The organism is Streptomyces sp. R11 (assembly GCF_041051905.1).
Classification (GTDB): domain Bacteria; phylum Actinomycetota; class Actinomycetes; order Streptomycetales; family Streptomycetaceae; genus Streptomyces.
This window is the reverse complement of the sequence record NZ_CP163432.1, coordinates 5,783,798-5,799,239: the sequence shown is the minus strand read 5'-3', so window position 1 is coordinate 5,799,239 and position 15,442 is coordinate 5,783,798. Positions and strand designations below refer to the sequence as shown.

The window sequence follows — 15,442 nt, the reverse complement described above, 5'->3', positions numbered from 1 at the left end:
CCCATGACCCCCGCGCGCTCCTCTCCCCTGACCGACCGTCCCCAGCTGGGACTTCGCGAGAGGAAGAAGATCAAGACCCGGACGGCGATCCGCGACGCGACGTACGCGCTGATCAAGGAGCAGGGCTACGACGCCACCACGATCGAGCAGATCGCCGAGCGTGCCGAGGTGTCGCCGTCCACGGTCTTCCGCTACTTCCCGACGAAGGAGGACATCGTCCTCACGGACGAGTACGACCCGATCCTGCTTCAGGAGCTGCGCAAGCGGCCGGCGGACGAGCCGTGGATGGAGTCCCTGCGGTACGTCATGAAGCTGGCCATCGGCGCCGCGACGGAAGAGGATCCCGAGGCCGTGCGGCTGCGCTCGCACCTGTTGGTCCAGGTCCCCGCGGTGCGGTCGCGGATGCTGGAGAGCATGTCGGCCACCGGCCGGATGCTCGGCGAGGCCATCGCCGAGCGCACCGGCCGGGCGCGGGACAGCTTCGAGGTGCGGGTCTTCACGATGTCCCTCATCGGCGGCCTCGTGGAGATCACCCTGTACTGGGCCGAGAACGACTTCGAGGACGACCTCCACGGCCTTCTCGATCGCGCCCTGGACGTCATCGAGCACGGCCTCCCCGCGAAAAACACCTGAAGCGCGGGCCCTGGGCCGTGACATGCTGACCAGGTGAACGGTCCCGAGATCCACGTGGAGTTCGCCCCCGAACTCCGCCTGTTCCTGCCCAACGGCCGGCGCGAGGCCGGTACCGCCCAGGTCACCACCGACGGTGTCTCGACCCTCGGCCATGTCGTCGAGTCCCTCGGCGTCCCGCTGACAGAGGTCGGCTCGCTGGTCGTGGACGGCCAAGCGGTACGGGTGTCGCACATCCCGGCGGCGGCCGAGTCCGTCTCGGTACTGCCCGTCGAGCGCCCTCAGCGGGTGCCCGGCGCCCCCCTGCGCTTCCTGCTCGACGTCCACCTCGGCACCCTCGCCCGGCGGATGCGTCTGCTCGGCGTGGACACCGCCTACGAGTCGACGGACATCGGCGACCCGGCGCTCGCCGCCCGCTCGGCCGCCCAGCAGCGGGTCATGCTGAGCCGCGACCGGGGCCTGCTGCGGCGCCGCGAACTGTGGGCCGGCGCGTACGTCTACAGCACCCGCCCCGAGGACCAACTCCGCGACATCCTGGACCGGTTCCGCCCCGAGCTGCGGCCCTGGACCCGCTGCACCGCCTGCAACGGCCTGCTCAAGGAGGCCACCAAGGAGGAGGTCGCGGACCAGCTGGAGGGCGGCACGCAGCGGTCGTACGACGTGTTCGCGCAGTGCACCGAGTGCGGGCGCGCGTACTGGAAGGGCGCGCACCACGAGCAGCTGGTGGCCATCGTGGAGCGCGCCCTCGCCGACTACGCCGGCTAACGCCGGGTCACATCACCCTTTCCGCAGGCGATTCCGTCCCTGTTCGTGTCCAGCCGCAGCGGGTCGTCCTTGCCGTTGACCTTGAGGCGGCCGTAGTCGTTCTTCTTCAGCCAGTCGCAGCGGGCTTTCGTCGTCGCCTTCACGGTCGGCGGGAAGTCGGTCGGCACGCAGACGTTGGCGGAGCCGTAGTGCCGGTCGCAGCCGGAGACGGTCGGGCTGACCTTCTGCGAGGTGCGCTTCTTGACGGGGCCCGTGACCTTGCCCTTGAGGTTGTCGGCGAAGTCGTGGACGTGCGCCGAGGCGTCCTTGGCGCTCAGCGCCTGCGGGCCCTGGAGGTGCACCCACTTGGCCACCGACGGCACCCCGTTGGCGTCGACCGCGAAGAGCATGTACCAGCCGGGCGGGGCCAGGTTGGGGTTGCTCGTCACGTTCAGGTCGACGTTGTTGCCGTCGACCGACAGGGGGAGATCCACGAAGCGCTGGTTCGGGTCCGAGGAGTGCGTCACGGCTGCCGGGCGGATCAGCTCGGCCTTGGCGATGGGCCGGTCGACGGTGATCCGCTGGGTGTCGCCGTACGTCCACTCGGTGTCGATGAGCGAAGTGATCGTCGGACGTTCGCCCTTGAGGAGGTAGGGCGGGGTGTAGATCGACACGTCGTGGTTCCAGCTGCCGTTGCCCGGGTTGTCGCCGGTGGCCATCACGCGGCCGTCGGGCAGCAGGAAAGCCGAGGAGTGGTAGCCGCGCTCCTCCGGGTCCGCCGCCACCGGGTCGAAGGTGTTGGTCGCCGGGTCGTAGAGCGAGGACTCGTACACCGGGTCGGCCCGGTTGTGCAGCGCGCCGCCGGTCTCCAGGACCTTGCCGTCGGGCAGCAGTACGGCCGAGACGTACATCTTGCCCTGATTGCCGGTCTGCGGGACCTTGCCGGCTCCGAGGTCGACGGTGCCCTGCGGGAGCGGCGGGCCGGCGACGTAGGACGGGTTGGGCTGCTTGAGGTCGATGACGTCGGTGAGGCGGTTGGCGTCCGGGTTGGAGTCGATGTTGCCGCCGCCGATGGTGAGGACCTTCTGGTCCTGTGCCGGGGGCAGCAGCACGCTCGCGGACTGGTCGCGCTCGTCCTTGCGCTGCAGGCCGGGGACCTGGGTGACCGTGTTGGCGGCGTAGTCGTAGATCGCCGATCCGGTGCCCGGGATGTTGTTGCCGAAGACATGGCTGCCGGAGTAGAAGAGGCGGCCGTCCTGCATCAGGATCATCGACGGGTACAGACCCCAGTACGACCAGGTCTGGTTGACCTTCCAGAGCTCCAGCCACTTCTGCTCGGCGTCCGACCACAGCTCGGCCGTCACCGAACCGGTCGAGTCCTCCTTCAGCCCGCCGAAGGAGATCACGTCACCGTTGCCGAGGATGGTGGCCGACGGGTACCAGTGGCCGTCGTTCATGTCGTTGGTCTTGCTGTACGTCTCGCTGACCGGGTCGAAGATGTACGAGTCCTTGTAGCCCTGGTAGCCGATCGTGCCGTCCGCCGACGGATAGCCCTTGTTGCCGCTCATCACGAGCACACGCCCGTCGTCGAGCTGGACGTGACCGGCGCAGAACATGTCCTTCGGCGTCGGGATCTGCTTGTACGTGCCGTTCTGCGGGTCGTAGACCGCGCTGGTGAACGTGCCCGCCTGGAACATCGTCGGGTCGTTGCCGGAGCCCGCGATCAGCAGCACCTTGCCGTTGTTCAGGACGACGGAGTGCATGGAGCGGACGGGGTTCTTGGTGGGCAGCACGTCCCAGCGGCCGTTCGCGCATTCCTCAGCCGTCCCCGTGCACACCGGGTCCGGGACCGGTTCGGCGACCTGGTCCATCGTGTAGTCGTCAGTGGTGACGGAGCCGGTGCCGTAGACGGAGACACCCCAGGCGATCCGGTCGGTACCGGCGGGCACCTCGGGCGTACGGACCGTCGCCTCGGTCCAGCCGGCCGCCATCTCCAGCGTCTTGAGGTCGGTCCAGTACTGCCAGCCCGCCGTCGCGTCGTGCCGGAAGAGAGTGACCGAGGTGTCGGGGGTGGTCGACTTGTACCAGAGCCCCAGGTCGTACTGCTTGCCCGGCGTGACGACGGGCGCGCACTCGGCGGACTCGGTGATCAGCGCCTTGCGGTCGCCCTCGACACGGCGGGTCAGCGACACCTTCATCGCCTTGGAGCCGCTGTGGGCGTCCGTGGTCGTCTCGAAGGTGAAGTCGTTGTCGCCCCAGCCGGACTTCTTCCAGCAGTAGGGCATGTCGTCGGTGCCGGCGGTCTCGAAGCCGGGGTTCTTGATGAGGTTGGCGGCGGAGGCGGACTCCGGCGAGGTGAGAAGGAGGCCTCCGGTGAGGCCCATGACGGCCAGCAGGGCCGTTCTCCTCCCGGATCTCTTGCGGCTGGTTCTCATGCGGAACTCCTTGCTGTGCGGCTCCCGCGCCCGGTGCCCTTCCCGCTCCGGTGCGGCAGATAGACCAGCGCTTCGGTACCGACGAAACGCAGGACGAAGGTGATGACCAGGGCCAGCGCGGTGGCCGGCAGCACGGCCAGCCCGAACTGCGCGACGAGCAGCGCGATCAGCGGGATGCGCAGCACCAGGTCGGCGTTGGCGAGCAGCGCGAACCGTACGGTGCGGTCGGCCCAGTGGCGGTGGATGCGGCGGTCGCGGAACAGCAGCTTCTCGATGAGCAGGAAGTTCCAGGCCACGCCGAACTGGTTGGCGACTATCTCCGCCGGGAGATAGTGCAGCCCCGCCTGGGTCAGCGCCCACAGCGCGGCCAGGTTCGGCACGAAGCCCGTCAGCCCGATCAGCCCGAACACCACCATCCGGGACAGCGGGTCGGCCGTACGCAGCCCGGCCAGGTGGCGCAGGAAGCGCCGGCCCTCCGCCGCCGTTGACTTGGACTCCCCCGCGAACCGGTCCTGGAACACGAACGGCACCTCGGTGACCGTGCGCGGGCGGCTGCGGACCGCCAGCTCCAGCAGGATCTTGTAACCGAGCGGCTTGAGCGCCTCCGCGGTGATGTCGCTGCGCCGGATCGCGAAGAAGCCGCTCATCGGGTCGCTGATGCCGTGCAGCCGGCGCGGGAAGAGGGACTTGGTCAGCCAGGTCGCGCCGCGCGACACGGCCACGCGGTAGCTGCCGGCGAGCCCGGCCCGGCTGCCGCCCTTGATGTACCGGGAGGCGACGACGAGCCCGGCGTTCGCGCGCTCGCCGGTGGCGACCAGGTCCGGGACCAGGGACGGCGGGTGCTGGCAGTCGCCGTCCATGACGACGATCCAGTCCGACCCTGCCGCCTTCATCCCCTCGACGACCGCTCCGCCGAGCCCGCCGACGGGTTCGTCCCGGTGGATGACGGTGACGGGGAACGGGCAGTCCTGCGCCGCCTCCTTGATGACCTGCGGGGTGTCGTCGCTGGAGTCGTCCACGAAGACGACCTCGCAGGGCAGCCGGGACGGCACCGACTCGGTGATCTGGTGCAGCAACTGCCGTACGTTCGCCGACTCGTTGTAGGTCGGTACGACGATGGTGACGGCGCCCGGCTCGGGCACCTCGGCGGCATCGACCGACGGTTCGCCCAGCTCTCCGGGGGCGGTGTACTCGTGCGTCATCGAACCCCTCCGGATGCTGTCTGGATCTGCCGGATCTCGATCCGGTCCGCACCGGTGCCGAACACGGCGACCGGCTTCGAGTGCTCCATGGCCGCCTTGACGTTGGGCAGGTCGACCGCGTCCCGCCGCACCGTCGGCGAGGCGACGACGTAGTCGAGGTCCTTCCAGCCGCGCGGCATCGTCTTCGTCACGGCCGGGTCGAGGTCGGCCTTGTAGAACCAGATGGCGCCGAGCCCGGGCTCGTACCCGGCGTGCACCAGGTCCAGCCACAGCGCGTCGTCGACGAGCACCCGGGTGTCCTTCGGGTCCTCCACCTCAGTGGCCAGCCACTTCGAGGCGGCCTGGTAGGGCGCGTTGGCGTCGGCGGTGACGGCGGTGTGGGCGCCGTCGTACCAGCGGGGTACGACATAGGCGCCGGCCGCGATCGCGAGGACGGCCGCGAGGGCGTACCGCCCGCCGGTGACGTACCGGTGCTCGGCCTCGGAACGCCGTCGCCGCAGTACTGCGTGGGCGACCGAGGCCGTGCCGCCTGCGAGGACGAGGGCGAGGAACGGCAGCGCCTGGATGACATACATCGCGGGCAGGTAGCCGGTGGGGCGCATGGCCACCAGGGCGAGGATCACCACCGCGAAGGAGGGACCGGCCAGCGCGCGTGCCGTGACCGACCAGCGCCAGGTGACCAGGAGCAGCAGGCCGCCCGCGAGGCCGCCGACGATGAGAACGCGGTCGTAGTAGAGCCACGACTGCAGGACGCCCCAGGAACCGGAGCCCTGGTCGAGGATGAAGCCCGAACCGGGCCTGGTCATCTGGTACTTGATGCCGTCCCACAGCGAGACATGCCCGCTGCCCGGCAGCAACTCGCCCTTCAGCAGGGCGAACAGCGGGTACGACAGGCCGATCAGTGTGCATGCGGTGATCGCGCCGGTCAGGGCGAACTTGCGGGTGTCGCGGTGGCTGTGCCGCCACATGGTGACGAAGACCGCGGGGAGGACGAAGAGCATCGTCTCCTTGGTCAGCACGGCCGTGGCCGCCGCGATCCCGGCGCCGAAGTGGTGCCAGAGATGACGGCTCGGGGAGGCGGCGAGGGCGAACGCGAGGAGCGTCCACATCACCGCGAGGTTGTCGAGGAAGATCTCCCGCTGGAGGACGACCGACAGCGGCGAGAGCCCGAACAGGACCATGCCGAGCCCGGCCGCCCAGCGCGGCAGGGACAGCCGCCGCCCGAGGACGTAGACGAGGACCGCGCTGACCGCGCTGATGACGAGCATCGCGGCCCGCATGGTGCCGACGGTCATCGACTCGGGGCTGAGCGCCGCCGGTATCCAGGTCAGCAGGGCCAGCTGGATCCAGCCGAGCGGCGGGTGGTCGTACCAGTACGTGTAGTGGGCGAGGCCCCGGCCCTCCTGGACGGCCCAGGCCTGGGCGAGGTAGGTGCCCTCGTCGTCGCTGAGGGTCGGGTAGTCGGCGATGTTCCAGCCCTGCACGACGAGGATCGCGACGAGGAGCACGCCGCACAGGATCAGGTCGGGCCGGGACGAACGCAGTCGCGTCGGCGGGGTTGTTCGGCTGGTCGAACGCGTCGTGGGCGCAGGCTGCCGCTGCGCGGGGACCTTGACAGTGGTCACCGCGGGAAGGGTGGAGGTCACGCAGGAACGTCCTCTCGGTTCACGTGCGCGAGATGTGCGCCGACGTGGCTGGTCAACTCCCAGTCGTTACGGCCGCGTTGCTCACGCCATACGGCGCGGATCGCGGCGCCGGCGAGGAGCACCTGGTAGAAGGGGCCGCCCACGATGAGCTTCAGGTAGTGGACGAAGCGGACCCGAAGCCCGTATTGCTTGCCGAAGTCGTGCAGTCCTACGACCTCGAAGACGAACGTGACGAGCGCGGTCACGGCCGGCAGGAAGGTGATGAACGCGACGCTCACCGGCACGTCGAGGAAGAGCGCGATCGCCACGTTGAGCGGGATGATCAGCCCGGTGAAGGCCTGCAGGAACGGCGTGGTGAGCGTGTAGCGGGCCAGCAACCGCTGCCCGAACGTGGGCAGTTGCTTCCAGTCCTTCTTCCGGTAGACCTGAAGGAAGCCCTGGTTCCAGCGGGTGCGCTGCTTGAGCAGCGACATGAGGCTGCCGGGCGTCTCCTCCTTGGTCACCATGTCGGAGTCGTAGGCGACGACGACCTTCTTGCCGACGCTGGACAGCCGCACGCCCAGATCGCAGTCCTCGGCGAGGCAGTTGGAGTCCCAGCCGTCGGCTTCCCTGAGCACGTCCGTCCGTACGAAGACGGTGTTGCCGCCGAGCGGGATGAACCCCTTCTGCGCGTGCAGGTGCAGCCGCGAGCGGAACCAGAAGAAGTACTCCAGGCAGTTGCGCAGGCTGTACCAGCTGGAGTGGAAGTTGATGAGCTGGACCCCGCCCTGGACGACATCCGCACCGGTCGTGCGGAACGCGTGGTCCACGTGCGCGAGGAGCTCCGGATGGACCTGGTCCTCGGCGTCGAAGACCCCGACGACATCGCCGCGGCAGTGCGGCAGCGCCGTGTTCATGGCCTTCGGTTTGTTCTTCTTCTCGTGGGTGTCGACGACGACCCGGACGCGCGGATCACGTGCCGCGGCCCGCTCGGCCACCTCGGTGGTCTCCGGGTCGTCGTGCCCGACGATGACGATGATCTCGAAGTCGGTGTGTGTGGACTCCAGCAGCCGCTGGATGGTGTGGTCCAGCACGGCTTGTTCGTGCCGGGCCGGCAACAGCAGCGAGAACGACACGTGCTCGCCGCCGTCCGGTCTGCTGAACCGGGTGGAGGCGAGCACTTCGGGCGTACGCCACGCGTGCATCTGCCACCACAAGGTGAAAGCCGCCATCCAGAACAAGGCCAGCGAGACGACGGCTATGAAGACAGACGTCAGCAACAGATCCCCCCAGATCCCCAATGCCCCCTGTCGCAACGGTGAGTTACAGCCGTCGCGTCACTGTGGAGACATTAAGGGGGATCTGTGAAGTCCGCAGGCTGTTTTGATGAAGAGCGCGTTTCCTCACAACGAGCCCCGAGAGTGAGTAATTCGAACACAGGCTACGTAAGTGCCCCGGTTTGGCTGCCGTTTCAACTGCTCAGCGCGGTACGCAAGCGGTCGGGATCGGTGGTCGGGGCATCGCACGTGAAGTTGCGGCAAACGTACGCGGCGGGTTCGCCCTGCTGCAGCGGCCGGTCAACAAGGAGCGGAAACTCGTCACTCTCCGGAGTGCCCACGGCCACGACCGCGCCCGGGGCGGTGCCCAGGAGCGCCGTACGGTGCAGCGTCCTTGTGCCCTCGTCGGCCAGGGACGGGCCGACCACCGCGACTTCACGCGGTCCGTCGAGGTTGGCCTCGGCGACGGCGAGCCCCCAGCCGATGAAGCGGGGGACGCGCGGGCCGAGGGCCTTGACGACACCCAGCGCCTTCACGGCCGCGGCGCGATGGGGCTCCGCGCCGGTCTGCGCGGCGTAGCTCAGCAGGGCACCGGCCGCCGCGCTCCAGCCGGACGGGGCGGCGTTGTCGGTGGGGTCCTGGGGGCGGCGGATCAGCTGCTCGGCGTCGGCGGCGGTGTCGTAGAGGGCGCCGGACTCCGCGTCGGTGAAGCGCGCGAGCACGTGGTCGAGCAGGAACCCGGCGAACTCCAGCCAGACGCCCTCGCCGGTGACCGAGGCGAGCGCGAGGAAGCCCTCGGCGACATCGCCGTAGTCCTCCAGCACACCCGCGTTCGCGCCGGCCTTGCCGTCCTTGCTGGTGCGGGAGAGGCGGGCGTGGTCGTCGAGGTGCAGCCGCACGAGAAGGTCGGCGGCCCCGACGGCGGCCTCCACGAGGTCGGGGCGGTCGAAGTAGGCGCCGGTCTCGGCGAGGGCCGCGACGGCGAGGCCGTTCCAGGCGGCGACGATCTTGTCGTCCCGGCCCGGGGCGGGGCGCTCGGCCCGCGCGGCGAGCAGCCGCTCCTTCACGGAGGCGACCTTCTCGGCGTCGAACACCCCGTCCTGCTGCGGAAGCTGGAGGACGGAGGAACCGTGCTCGAAGGTGCCCTCCTCCGTCACACCGAAGTACCGGGCGGCGAGTTCGGCGTCCTCGTCGCCGAGGGCCGCACGCAGTTGCTCCGGGGTCCAGACGTAGTAGACACCCTCGACGTGCTTGCCGGTCCCGTCGTCGCTGTCGGCGTCGAGCGCGGAGGCGAACCCGCCCTCGTTGGTGCGCAGTTCACGCACCATGAAGTCGGCGGTCTCCAAGGCGACCCGGCGGGCGAGCTCGGAGCCGGTGGCACGCCAGACATGGGCGTAGACGCGGCACAGCAGCGCGTTGTCGTACAGCATCTTCTCGAAGTGCGGCACGACCCACTCCCGGTCGACGGAGTACCGCGCGAAGCCGCCGCCGAGCTGGTCGTAGATCCCGCCCCGGGCCATCCGCTCACACGTGTCCTGGGCCATCTGCAGCGCGCCGTCGGCCCCCGTCCGCGCGTGGTGCCGCAGCAGGAACTCGACCACCATGGACGGCGGGAACTTGGGCGCGCCCCCGAATCCGCCGCGCTGCGGGTCGTACTCCCGAGTGAGCCCGAGCAGCGCCTGCGCCAGCTCCTGCTCGCCGGGCGCCTCGGTCCCGCCGTAGGAGATCTCCCGCTCGGCGAGATCCCGGGTGATCTTCCCCGCGACGTCGGCGACCTCGTCCCGCCGGTCCGCCCAGGCGCTGCGCACACCCTCCAGGACCTGCCGGAAGGACGGCATCCCCTGCCGGGGGGCCGGCGGGAAGTAGGTGCCGAAGTAGAAGGGCTCGGCGTCGGGGGTGAGAAAGACCGTCATGGGCCAGCCGCCGTGGCCGGTGGCGGCCTGGACGGCCTCCATGTAGACGGCGTCCACGTCGGGGCGTTCTTCGCGGTCGACCTTGATGTTGACGAAGTGCTCGTTCATGTATGCGGCCACGGCCTCGTCCTCGAAGCTTTCCTTGGCGAGGACATGGCACCAGTGGCAGCTCGAATACCCGACACTCAGGTGTACGGCGACATCTCGCCGACGCGCCTCCGCGAAGGCCGCTTCCGACCAAGGCCACCAGTCGACGGGATTGTCGGCGTGTTGAAGGAGATACGGGGATGTCTCATGGGCCAGTCGGTTCGGCATACCTCCATCCTGCCTGACGGGGGCGCTCCAGCAGGGGTTCCACCCGCGAGTGGTCCCAGGAAGCGGCTCCCTTCACCCCGGGGCGGACGATGCAGCGCGTGACGACGGACGCGACGATCTTCCTCTTCTCCTCGAGCCCCATCTCCCCGGACCGCCAGTGGTCCCGCAGAAGCCGCGGCGGCTTCGCCGCTCCTCGATCATCGGAGAAGACCAGCCGTTCCAGCGCCTCGTCCGCCAGCGGCCCGCTGATGCGGCATCGACCACAGCTTCGGCGGGAGTGGACGTACGGGCTCTTCTTGCTCCTCCCTTTCCGAGCGCAAGCGCTCCTCGGCAGATCGTGCAAACCACGAAAGATCCTCCGCGCGGCGATACAGCCGGTCGTCCGCGACGCAGACGACCCCCTTCCACCTGCTGTCCGCTGTCGATGTGACCACGCGCCAGGTCCGCGACCAACCGGTCGAATCCAGGCCGTACCACTCGCTCCTTGGACGCGCTGCGACCGTTGTCGCTGTATGTGGCAACGAGGATGCAGCCGTGTTCACGCGCCGTCCGCTCGTTGATCCGCAGCTGATTGCGCACACCGTGCCCGTCACGCTCCCTTACGTCCTGCGACGTACGCGCATAAGACACAACCGGAATCAGTCCACTCGGGCCTGGCACGGCATGGTGGTCCACAAGCCCCCGATTCGATGGTCAGCTCCCCAGGCAAACGAACGAGCGATCCATCTCGAGGTCACGGAAGGCAGTTCGATGATCGCCGCCCCTCTCGCGCTCAGGCCTCCCCCGAAGGACACTCGTAGGCATAGGAGTTGCCGCCGGAGGGGGACGTGACATGCGGGACGCCCATCGCACCGAGGCCGAGCGGCTGTTGGCTCGGGCCGTGGAGGAGGAGGTGCGGCGCTCGGGCGGGCGCGTCGAGGGGCAGGTGCTGCTGTCGCGGGCGCGCGGGTCGCTGGACGCCATGGCGCAGGTGGCGGCCGAGGAGTACGAGGCGTATACGCGCGCGCTGGACGAGGCGGAGGCCGGTCGGCTGACGTTCGGGCAGCGGTTCGCGCGGGAGGGCGGCAGCACGCCGCTGATGGTGGCCGGCGTCGCCGCGGTCGCGGCCGTGGTGTCCGACCTGGCCCTGGGCACCGGCACGGTGACGGCCGTCGGCGCGGGCGTGACCGTGGGCGTCGTCGGCGCCGCGGCGACGGTCGTGAAGGTGGCCGGCACGCATCTGCCCGCCGCACACCAGCGCGCGGGCGCCGTCGGCCAGCCCGGCGGCCCGGAACAGCTGCGGCTGCAGTGGCTGACGGCGCTGGAGGTACGGGGCATCCGCCCGTTCCTCGACCAGCAGCGGGTGCTGAGCGCGTCCACCGGCCCGAAGAAGTCGGTGCCGCGTCTGAAGGGCACGGACAAGAGCGCGGCGGCCCGCGGCCGGAACGTACTGGAGCAGTCGTTCGGTCAACTCCCCGAGCCGATGGGTCCGTTCGCGGGCCGCCGGCAGGAGATGGCCCGTGTCCGGCAGTGGGTGCAGGCGGCGCGGGCGAGTACGGAGACGAAGCCGACGGTGGTCGTCCTGCACGGGACGCCCGGCAGCGGCCGTACGGCACTGGCGATCCGCGCGGCCCACGATCTGAAGGACCAGTTCCGCGGGGCGTGCGTGGTGGATCTGCGCGGTGACACGACGGAGGAACCGCCGCTGTCGACGCGAGACGCGCTGCTGCATCTGCTGAACCGTTTGGGCGCCCCGCGCGAGCAGCTTCTCTTCCGGGAGCGATCCTCGGCGGACCAGCAGGTCAAGCGGCTGAGCGAGCTCTACCACCAGCATCTGACCGGCCTCCCGGTCACCGTCGTCCTGGACGACGCCTCGGACCCGGAGCAGGTCCGCACCCTCGTCCCCGAGCGCTCCGACAGCCTGGTCCTGGTCACCACGCGGGAGGCTCTCGACCTGCCCGCGGATCTCGCGGCGTGGGTGCACCAGCTGCCGGTGGAGTCGCTGGACGCGGCGGGCGCGGAGGAGCTGCTGTCCGCGGCGGCGCAGGATTCCTCGGGCCCCTACGACGCCGAATCCGCCGACCTGATCCGGCAGTTGTGCGGCGGGCTGCCGCTCGCGCTGCGCATCGCCGGCTCGTCGCTGGGGCCGCGCTCACCGCGCACGCTGGCGACCGACCTGGGCGCGTACGGCCCGGTGGAGCCGGTCGAGCGGGTGCTGTGGCTGCGCTACACCGACCAGTCGGAGCCGGCGAGGCGGCTGCTGCGCAGGCTGGCGCTGGCGGGCCGGGCATCGCTGGGCGCGGCAGCGGCGGCATCGCTCCTGGCCACGGACGAGGCGGAGGCGACACGCCACTTGGTTGCCCTGTCCGGGTCGGGCCTGATCGACCACGTCCGCGGCAACCGCTACCGCCTGCACGACCTGGTCCGCGACTTCGCCCACGCCCGCCTTCTCGACGAGGAGGAGCCGTCGGAGCGTACGGCGGCGCAGGAGCGGCTGATCGTGAACTACGCCGACCTCGCCGAATCCGTTCTGCGCCTGGTCGACGGCAACATGTCGACCCGCTCGGACCGCTTCAGCCCGCACGGCTTCACATCTCTGGACGACGCGCTGCGCTGGCTGGACGACGAGTCGAGCTTCATCACGGCGGCTCTCAGGCACGCGGAGGACGCGAACCAGGCGGCCGTGCTCAATCTGCTGGGCGCCCTGTGCGACTACTGCCTGCTGCGGGGCGACCTCTACCGCCTCGGCGAGATCAGCGAGCTGGCCCAGGCGGTGGACCAGGGCCTGCTGGTCCGCTCGGTGCAGTGGCGTACGGGTATCGCGGCCCGTCAGCTCGGTGAGCTGGACAAGGCCCGCACGACGCTGACCTCGGTGGTCGACCTCTATATGCAGGCCCACCACGACGCGGGCGCGGCCCGCGCCCTGTGCTCCCTCGGCATCACCCTGCACCACCAGGGCCACCTCACCGAGGCGGCGGCCAAACTCCGCGAGGCCCTGGACCTGCAGTCGGCGCCCCAGCTGGCAACCGACCGCGCCTGGACGATGCACGCGCTGGCGGCGGTCGAACGGGACCGGGGGCGCGTGTCGGAGGCCCTGGACCTGCTCACCGATTCCCTGGTCCTGCACCGCGCCGGCGAGTCGGTGCACGGCGAGGCGTGGGCCCACTTCCAGCTCGGCCAGCTGGGCCTGCGCATGGGCGACGTACCGCGCGCGGAGTCCGAGCTGCGCCAGGCCCTCGACCTGTACGGCCGTACCCGCGACGCCCGCGGGGAGGCCTGGGCGCTGACCCAGCTGGCCCGCGCCCGCCTGGTCGCCGGTGATCCCTCCCAGGCTGTGGACGGACTGCGCCAGGCGGCGTCCCGGCATCGCGACAACGAGGACGCGCGCGGTGAGGCGTGGTCCGTCTACTACCTGGGCCAGGCCCTGGAGGAGACGGGCAACCTGGACGTCGCGGTACGCGAGCTGGAACGCTCCCGCACGATGTTCTCGCGCATGCAGGACGTCTACGGTCTCGCCTGCGCCCGGCACCATTCGGCCCGGGTGACCCGGGACCAGCGGGCCGCCCAGACCGGCTCGCTGAAGAACTCCGGCTTCGCCCGCCAGCTCCTGGTGGACGCCCGCGCCAACTTCCAGCGCATCGGGGTCGCCCACGGGGAAGCGTGGACATGCCTGGAGCTGGCGGTGGTGGATGCCGGGAACACCCGTACGCAGCAGGCGCTGTCCCTGTGCGACGACGCGGTGGGCTTGTTCGCCTCGTACGGCGACCGGCGGGGCGAGGACTGGGCCCGCTTCCTGCGCTGCACGCTCCTGCCGTATGCGGCTCCCGGCGGCGTGGAGGTCGGCGCCGCGGTGGCGCAGGAGGAGCTGGCCCAGCTGACCCGCACCGGCCATCCCCTCCGGGACGCGAAGCTGGGCGGCTACCTGGAGGCGTACCGGCTCCTGCTGGAGCGCGGCGTGGACCTGGAGGCGGGATGGCAGGCATGGCGGCTCGGCATGGTGCCGAACCGCCATGCCCGGGAGGTCATGGGGGTGGCGGTCGCAGCCCGGCAGTGAGTCGGGTGCCGCGGGTCCGCCGGCCCGGCGGTACGACCCTCAGGAGCCCGGTCCGCCGGCCCGGAGAGGCGTCAGCCCTGCCGTGGCTTGGCCGGGCCGGTGGCCTCGGCGTCCGCGGCGGAGCCCTCGGTCTTCGGGGCCGGGGACTCCGCGAAGTCGACCTTGCTCATGTGGCGGTTCATCGACTTCATCAGGGCCCACACCGCCAGTGCCATCACCGCGAAGACGATGAAGCCGAGGACGCCGGGGGTCACCTTGTCCTCGTCCACCTCCTTGGCGAGGGTGGCGAGCTGTGTCATTGCCAGGCTTGCGCTTGCGCTCATGTCAGGCATTGTCGCGGATGCCCGCAAAGAGGTCGTCCTCGGGGAGGGAGGTATCGACGAGGGACTTCGCCAGCTCGTACTCCTCGGTCGGCCAGACCTCCCTCTGGAGCTCCAGCGGGATCCGGAACCAGCCGCCGTCGGGGTCGATCTGGGTGGCGTGAGCGATCAGGGCCTTGTCGCGGATCTCATAGAAGTCGCCGCACGGGACGTGGGTGGTCAGCGTGCGCTGCTTCATGCCGAACTCGTCCCAGCGCTTGAGCCAGTCGCCGTAGGGGGACTCCAGGCCGCGGTCGAGCATGGCCTGGTGCAGCGCCTCGGTGCGGGGACGGTTGAAGCCCTGGTTGTAGTAGAGCTTCTGCGGCTGGTACGCCGGGCCGTACTCGCCCTCCGGGTACTTCTCGGTGTCCGCCGCGCCCTCGAAGGCCACCATCGAGATCTTGTGGGTCATGATGTGGTCGGGGTGCGGGTAGCCGCCGTTCTCGTCGTAGGTGGTGATCACCTGGGGACGGAAGGAGCGGATCTGCTTCACCAGCTCCCCGGCCGCCTTGTCGACGTCCTCCAGGGCGAAGCAACCCTCGGGGAGCGGGGGCAGCGGGTCGCCCTCGGGCAGGCCGGAGTCGACGAAGCCGAGCCATTCCTGCTTGATCCCGAGGATCTCGCGGGCCTCGTCCATCTCCTTCTTGCGTACCTCGTGGATGTGCTCCTCGATGTACTTGTCGCCCTGGAGCTTCGGATTGAGGATGGAGCCGCGCTCCCCGCCCGTGCAGGTCACGACCAGCACGTCCACCCCCTCGGACACGTACTTCGCCATGGTGGCCGCGCCCTTGCTCGACTCGTCGTCGGGGTGGGCGTGGACGGCCATCAGTCGCAGCTGGTCAGTCAAGACTCAATCCTCATAAGTCGGCGCCCGGTGTGAACCGGTGCGATCGGCGGCTTCTATAGTGA

The 15,442-nt window shown here is 70.0% G+C and carries 11 protein-coding genes; 3 read left to right on the top strand and 8 right to left on the bottom strand.

The window, feature by feature from the left end; genetic code table 11:
• Nucleotides 1-3: 3 nt before the first annotated feature.
• Together AB5J55_RS26965 and AB5J55_RS26960 are read left to right on the top strand one after the other, a co-directional pair.
• Entirely contained in the window at nucleotides 4-633 is a 630-nt protein-coding gene (locus tag AB5J55_RS26965; RefSeq protein WP_369273105.1) for a TetR/AcrR family transcriptional regulator, read from the top strand.
• A gap of 33 nt (nucleotides 634-666) precedes the next feature.
• On the top strand, nucleotides 667-1,395 hold the full coding sequence (locus tag AB5J55_RS26960) for a Mut7-C RNAse domain-containing protein (protein WP_369273104.1): 729 nt from the start codon (nucleotides 667-669) through the stop codon (nucleotides 1,393-1,395).
• On the opposite strand, the gene AB5J55_RS26955 is transcribed toward AB5J55_RS26960, so the two are convergent.
• The 6 genes from AB5J55_RS26955 to AB5J55_RS26930 all read right to left on the bottom strand — a co-directional run bounded on the left by AB5J55_RS26955 (nucleotide 1,392) and on the right by AB5J55_RS26930 (nucleotide 10,771).
• On the bottom strand, nucleotides 1,392-3,809 hold the full coding sequence (locus AB5J55_RS26955; protein ID WP_369273103.1) for a galactose oxidase-like domain-containing protein: 2,418 nt from the start codon (nucleotides 3,807-3,809) through the stop codon (nucleotides 1,392-1,394). The genes AB5J55_RS26960 and AB5J55_RS26955 overlap by 4 nt on opposite strands.
• The gene (locus AB5J55_RS26950) at nucleotides 3,806-5,011 is read right to left on the bottom strand and encodes a glycosyltransferase (RefSeq protein ID WP_369273102.1); all 1,206 of its coding nucleotides are present in this window, start codon (nucleotides 5,009-5,011) and stop codon (nucleotides 3,806-3,808) included. Before AB5J55_RS26950 ends, AB5J55_RS26955 begins: the two co-directional genes overlap by 4 nt.
• Nucleotides 5,008-6,657 (bottom strand): ArnT family glycosyltransferase, encoded by a 1,650-nt coding sequence (locus AB5J55_RS26945; RefSeq protein WP_369273101.1) that lies wholly within the window; start codon nucleotides 6,655-6,657, stop codon nucleotides 5,008-5,010. Before AB5J55_RS26945 ends, AB5J55_RS26950 begins: the two co-directional genes overlap by 4 nt.
• Nucleotides 6,654-7,916, bottom strand: coding sequence for a glycosyltransferase (locus tag AB5J55_RS26940; protein WP_369273100.1), 1,263 nt, complete (start codon nucleotides 7,914-7,916; stop codon nucleotides 6,654-6,656). The genes AB5J55_RS26945 and AB5J55_RS26940 overlap by 4 nt, the downstream gene beginning before the upstream one ends.
• 191 nt (nucleotides 7,917-8,107) lie before the next feature.
• Complete coding sequence (locus AB5J55_RS26935; RefSeq protein WP_369273099.1) at nucleotides 8,108-10,141, bottom strand: thioredoxin domain-containing protein; 2,034 nt, start codon at nucleotides 10,139-10,141, stop codon at nucleotides 8,108-8,110.
• Nucleotides 10,142-10,213: 72 nt separating this feature from the next.
• Complete coding sequence (locus tag AB5J55_RS26930) at nucleotides 10,214-10,771, bottom strand: recombinase family protein (RefSeq protein ID WP_369276312.1); 558 nt, start codon at nucleotides 10,769-10,771, stop codon at nucleotides 10,214-10,216.
• Between the two features lie 202 nt (nucleotides 10,772-10,973).
• Between AB5J55_RS26930 and AB5J55_RS26925 the strand changes: the two genes are divergently transcribed.
• A complete protein-coding gene (locus AB5J55_RS26925; protein ID WP_369273098.1) occupies nucleotides 10,974-14,174 on the top strand; it encodes a tetratricopeptide repeat protein in 3,201 nt (1,066 codons plus the stop codon).
• Between the two features lie 71 nt (nucleotides 14,175-14,245).
• On the opposite strand, the gene AB5J55_RS26920 is transcribed toward AB5J55_RS26925, so the two are convergent.
• On the bottom strand, nucleotides 14,246-14,506 hold the full coding sequence (locus tag AB5J55_RS26920; RefSeq protein ID WP_369273097.1) for a hypothetical protein: 261 nt from the start codon (nucleotides 14,504-14,506) through the stop codon (nucleotides 14,246-14,248).
• On the bottom strand, nucleotides 14,499-15,359 hold the full coding sequence (gene mca, locus AB5J55_RS26915) for a mycothiol conjugate amidase Mca (protein WP_328884334.1): 861 nt from the start codon (nucleotides 15,357-15,359) through the stop codon (nucleotides 14,499-14,501). The genes AB5J55_RS26920 and mca overlap by 8 nt, the downstream gene beginning before the upstream one ends.
• Nucleotides 15,360-15,442: the final 83 nt, after the last annotated feature.